We start from the raw sequence: 5,114 nt of genomic DNA, 5'->3' as shown, positions 1-5,114 counted from the left end.
AGCCTTGTGCTCTCCCGACCTGGGGGGGGGCGGCCGGGGGCGGCGGGCCGTACCCCGCCGACGCCCCCGCCGGCCCCCCGCCGGCCGATGCCGTCCCGGATCCGCCGGCCCTCGACGCCGCCGGCATCGACGCCGCCGGCGTCCGCCTCTCCCTCGCCGACCTGCACGCCGCGCTCGCGGCCGCCGGCGTCGACCCGTCCGCCACGGGCGCGTTCGGGGGGACGCCGCGCTCGGTCGCGTTCGACGTGCAGGCCTTCCGCGTCGCGGTCCGGCCCGCGACCGGTGAGGTCCGGATCCTCCGCAGCGTCCACGCCGCCGATGCGGGATTCGTCGTCAACCCGAACCAGTGCCGCGGCCAGATCGAGGGCGGCGTCGTCCAGGCGCTCGGCGCCGCGCTGTTCGAGGAGGTCCGGCTCGACGACGCCGGCCGCGTCACCACGCGGTCGTTCCGCGAGTACCACGTGCCGATGCTGGGGGACGTGCCGCGCACCGAGGTCCTCTTCGCCGACACCCACGACGCGGTCGGGCCGCTCGGCGCGAAGTCGATGAGCGAGAGCCCGTTCAACGCGGTCGCGCCGGCGCTCGCCAACGCGGTGCGCGACGCGACGGGCGTCCGCTTCGGCACCCTCCCGCTGCGCCGCGACCGCGTGTGGGCGGGGTTGGCGGGCGACCGGTCGGCGCTCTGATGCGGATGTCGATCCGTCTGGAAGGGACGTGGTCGTGATTCCCTACGTCCTGCCGAGGAATGGTCGACCACGTCCCGTCACCCCAGGACGACCGTCGGTCTGAGGGACCACGGGGGCCCGGCCCGGTCCCGCACTCAGCCCGCCGCGGCCGCGGCCTCCTCGCGCTGCGCCCTCGTCGCGGCCTTCAGCGCCGCGAACGAGATCACGTGGCCGCCCGCGCCCCAGCTCCCCTCGGCGATCTCGCGACACAGCACCCAGACGCGCAGCGCGCTCTCCTCCTGCGGGATGCCCGACGCCTCGCAGACCAGGCGGGTGGCCTCGGCGACGAGCTCCGCGCGGCGGCGGTCCGACAGGGCGCCCTGGGGCGTCGTGACCTCGACGCGGAACGTCGGCCCCGGCGCCGGCCGGCCGGCGGCGAGCACGTGCGCGGCCGGGAGCTCGTGCACGGCGATCCAGGTCGCGTTGCGGAAGAACTCGGTGTCGGGCGCGCGCTCGGCGTGCAGCAGCGTCGTCGTCAACGCCTCGCCGAGCGCGGCTCGCGCCTCCGGCGTCAGGGCGCCCTCGGGGTAGGTCAGGTCGATGTACGGCACGGGGTCCTCCGGGGATGGCGGGTGGCGGACCCGCCCCACGCCGGCCCGGCAGGGCGGCGCGGCGACGGGCGATCTCGACGTTCTATGCAGGTCTGTATAGAACGTGCTGGGCACCGTACTATGCTTTCCTGCATAGATCAATGCCGCCGACCTCCGACGCCCGTGACCGCATGATCAGGAGTGGCGCCCAGCTCTTCCGCGAGCGGGGCGTCAGCGGCACGTCGTTCGCGGACGTGCTCGAGCACAGCGGGGCACCGCGCGGCTCCGTCTACCACCACTTCCCGGGGGGCAAGGACGAGTTCGCGATCGAGGTCACCCGCTACGCCGGCGGCCTGATCGGCGGGGCGCTGCGCGGCGCGCTGGAGGGCGACGATCCGGTCGCGGCCGTGCGGTCGTTCGCCGACATGTGGATCGGCGTCCTCGAGTCCGGCGAGTACGCGGCCGGATGCCCGGTCGTGGCCGTCGCCGTCGACGCGGCGCCCGGACCGGGCACGCGGGCGGCGGCGGGCGACGCCTTCGCCGCCTGGGAGTCCGACCTGGCCGTCGTGCTCGTGCGCCGGGGCGTGGGGGAGGACCGCGCCCGGTCGCTCGCGACCCTGGTGCTGTCGGGGATCGAGGGCGCGATCGTCCTGTGCCGCGCGCAGGGCAGCGCGGAGCCGCTGAGACGCGTGGCGGGCGAGCTCGCCACGGTCGTCGGGGCGGCGGTCGCCGGGTCGCGGCCGCCGGCCTGACCGGCGGGCGACCCCGGCGAAGGCGCTAGGCCTTCTGGGCGATGAGGCGCTCCTTGGCGGCCTTGACCGTCTCGAGCGCCTCCGCGCGGTCGCGGTAGCCCTGAACCTCGACGATCTTGCCCTCGGGCTGCTTGTAGATCTCGAAGAAGTGCGAGATCTCGGTCTTCAGCTGGGCGGAGATGTCGTCGAGGCTCTCGACGCCGTTCCAGTTGGGGTCGGCGACCGGGACGCAGATGACCTTGTCGTCGACCTCGCCCTGGTCGATCATCTTGAACAGGCCGATGACGCGCACGGGGATGCGGCAGCCGGGGAACGTCGCGTCGGACACGAGCGTCAGGGCGTCGAGCGGGTCGCCGTCCTCGCCGAGCGTGTCGGTGATGAACCCGTAGTCGGCCGGATAGACGACGGAGGAGTAGAGGTAGCGATCGAAGACGATCGCGCCGACCTCCTCGTCCCACTCGTACTTGTTACGGGATCCCTTCGGGATCTCCACGAACATCAGCAGATCGTCGGACACCCGCGCGATTCTACGGTCCGGGCGTCACAGAAGGGGCCCGGGGTGCCGATCGGCACTGGTGATGCGCCCTTTCGGCACGCATCCATCCCCCGGTCGGGTGGGGGGCGGTGTGCACCGTCGGCTCCCCGGGGTGAACGCCGTCACCTCGCCCGTCGGGCCGTCCGGGCGGCCGCCGACGACGGGATCGCCGCGCGCCGGCTCGCGGGGGCCGTCCGTCCACCGGGCCACCCCGTCTGCGGGGCCTTCACCCCCCGTCGCTTGGATCCCGCGCGAGGATCGGGATACTGGAGTGGTGAGCACCGCCGACGCCACCCTCGCCATCAACACGATCCGGACGCTGTCGATCGACGCCGTCCAGAAGGCGAACTCGGGTCACCCGGGTCTGCCGCTGGCTTTCGCGCCGGTCGCCTACCTCCTCTACGCGGAGCGGATGAAGCACGACCCGTCCGAGCCCGCGTGGCTGGACCGCGACCGCTTCGTGCTGTCTGCCGGCCACGGCTCGGTGCTGCAGTACGCCGCGCTGCACCTCGCCGGCTACGACCTGACGATCGACGACCTCAAGGCGTTCCGCCAGTGGGGCTCCAAGACGCCGGGCCACCCCGAGCGCGAGTTCCACCTCCCGTCCGCTGACGCCGGCCCGGACGCGACGCCGCTGCCGCTGACGGAGGGCGTCGAGGTCACGACGGGTCCGCTCGGCCAGGGCATCTCCAACGCCGTCGGCATCGCGATGGCCGAGGTCTTCCTGCGCCAGAAGTACGGCGCCGAGGTCCAGGACCACCGCACGTACTGCATCGCCTCCGACGGCGACCTGATGGAGGGCATCTCGGCGGAGGCCTCGTCGTTCGCCGGCCACGTCGGGCTCGGCAAGCTCATCGTCTTCTACGACGACAACGACATCTCGCTCGACGGCCCGACGTCGATGTCCTTCACCGAGGACGTCGAGAAGCGCTACCAGGCCTACAACTGGCAGACGCTGCGGGTCACGGACGTCAACGACCTCGACCAGCTCCGCAAGGCGCTCGACCAGGCCGAGGCGAACACGACGCAGCCGACCCTGATCCACGTCAAGTCGGTCATCGGGTACCCGTCGCCGAACAAGCAGGGCACGGCCAAGGCCCACGGCTCGGCGCTCGGCGAGGACGAGGTCCGCCTCACCAAGGAGGCCCTCGGCTGGGATCCGGACGCGCATTTCCTCGTGCCCGACGGCGTCTACGACGCGTTCCGCGCGAACAACCCCGGCCCGGCCGCGCACCAGGCGTGGCACGAGCGCTACGCCGCCTGGCGCGAGGCCGACGCCGACCGCGCCGCCGAGTGGGACGCCGCGTGGGACGGCAAGCCGCTGCCCGGCCTGAAGGACGCGCTCAAGGCGCTGGAGCCCGCCACCGAGGCGACCCGCATCGCCGGCAAGCGCGCGATGGCGGCCTTCGCGCCGTTCGTCCCGACGCTCGTCGGCGGCGCGGCCGACCTCTCGGCCTCGACGAACACGGTCCTCCCGGACGCCGGCTTCTTCTCGAAGGACGGCGCCGGCCAGAACGTGCACTTCGGCGTGCGCGAGCACGGCATGGGCGCGATCGTCAACGGCCTGGCCGCGCACGGCGGCATCGTCCGCCCGTACGGCTCGACGTTCCTGCAGTTCGTCGACTACATGCGCGGCGCGGTCCGCCTCTCGGCGTTGCAGAACCTGCACACCGCGTGGGTCTACACGCACGACTCCGTCGCGCTGGGCGAGGACGGCCCGACCCACCAGCCGGTCGAGCACCTCGCGTCGCTGCGCGCGATGCCGATCCTGACGGTGCTGCGGCCCGGCGACTCCGTCGAGACGTTCGCCGCATGGGCGACGGTCCTCGAGGATCTCGACGGCCCGGCCGTCCTGGCGCTGTCCCGTCAGAACCTCGAGCCGCTGGAGCGCGACGGCGGCGACGAGGCCGCCTGGGTCGGCGTGCCCAAGGGCGGCTACGTCGTCTCCGACCCCGGGGAGCCGGACGTGATCGTCATCGGCACGGGCTCCGAGGTCAACGTCGCCGTCGCCGCCGCGAAGCTGCTCGGCGAGCAGGGCGTCAAGGCCCGCGTCGTCTCGCTGCCGTCCTGGGAGCTCTTCGACCAGCAGGACGAGGAGTACCAGCTCGACGTCCTCCCGGTGAACGTCCCGAAGGTCGCCGTCGAGGCGGCCGTGACGTTCGGCTGGGAGCGCTACGCCGACACGACGGTCGGCATCGACCACTTCGGCGCCTCGGCCCCGGCCGGCGTCCTGCTGGAGAAGTTCGGCATCACGCCGGAGAACGTCGCGGCGCGCGCGCAGGAGCTGCTCGGGGCGTAGCCCTCAGTTCCCGAACTCCTCGGCGCCGTCCCTGATCGGCGCCTGCGGCTTCGCGGGCGTCGTCCGGGCGGGGGTGGTCGGGGTCGCCGGCGCCTGGGTGGTGGTCGGCGTCGTCGCGGTCGTGGTCGGCGTGGTGGTCGTCTCCCTTGCGGCCTCGGCGGCCTTCGCCTCGGCGGCCCGCCACCGCGAGGAACGCGCCGAAGACGGCGACCCCGTGGTTGACGGACTGCAGCAGCGCGCCGGACGCGCCGTCCGGCCGCAGGCTCATCACGC

At 73.5% G+C, this 5,114-nt stretch carries 6 protein-coding genes; 4 read left to right on the top strand and 2 right to left on the bottom strand.

The window, feature by feature from the left end; genetic code table 11:
• The coding region (locus tag AB0L40_RS26415) for a molybdopterin cofactor-binding domain-containing protein (RefSeq protein ID WP_364361564.1) at nt 1-686 on the top strand (686 nt) is incomplete at its 5' end.
• A 134-nt stretch (nt 687-820) separates the two neighbouring features.
• Here AB0L40_RS26415 and AB0L40_RS26410 read toward each other — a convergent pair.
• Complete coding sequence (locus AB0L40_RS26410) at nt 821-1,276, bottom strand: tautomerase family protein (protein WP_364361562.1); 456 nt, start codon at nt 1,274-1,276, stop codon at nt 821-823.
• A 170-nt stretch (nt 1,277-1,446) separates the two neighbouring features.
• On the opposite strand from AB0L40_RS26410, the gene AB0L40_RS26405 reads away from it, so the two are divergent.
• Nucleotides 1,447-2,007 carry a TetR/AcrR family transcriptional regulator gene (locus tag AB0L40_RS26405; RefSeq protein ID WP_364361560.1) on the top strand — a complete coding sequence of 187 codons (561 nt, stop codon included), beginning with the start codon at nt 1,447-1,449 and terminating at the stop codon, nt 2,005-2,007.
• 25 nt (nt 2,008-2,032) lie between these two features.
• On the opposite strand, the gene AB0L40_RS26400 is transcribed toward AB0L40_RS26405, so the two are convergent.
• On the bottom strand, nt 2,033-2,524 hold the full coding sequence (locus AB0L40_RS26400) for an inorganic diphosphatase (RefSeq protein WP_364361558.1): 492 nt from the start codon (nt 2,522-2,524) through the stop codon (nt 2,033-2,035).
• A 289-nt stretch (nt 2,525-2,813) separates the two neighbouring features.
• On the opposite strand from AB0L40_RS26400, the gene tkt reads away from it, so the two are divergent.
• Nucleotides 2,814-4,841, top strand: a complete 2,028-nt coding sequence (gene tkt, locus AB0L40_RS26395) for a transketolase (RefSeq protein ID WP_364361556.1) — start codon at nt 2,814-2,816, stop codon at nt 4,839-4,841.
• 73 nt (nt 4,842-4,914) lie between these two features.
• The coding region (locus AB0L40_RS26390; RefSeq protein WP_364361554.1) for a hypothetical protein at nt 4,915-5,114 on the top strand (200 nt) is incomplete at its 3' end.

Origin of the sequence: Patulibacter sp. NPDC049589 (genome assembly GCF_040675535.1) — a bacterium.
Lineage (GTDB): Bacteria > Actinomycetota > Thermoleophilia > Solirubrobacterales > Solirubrobacteraceae > Patulibacter.
This window is presented reverse-complemented; position numbering and strand designations above follow the sequence as displayed.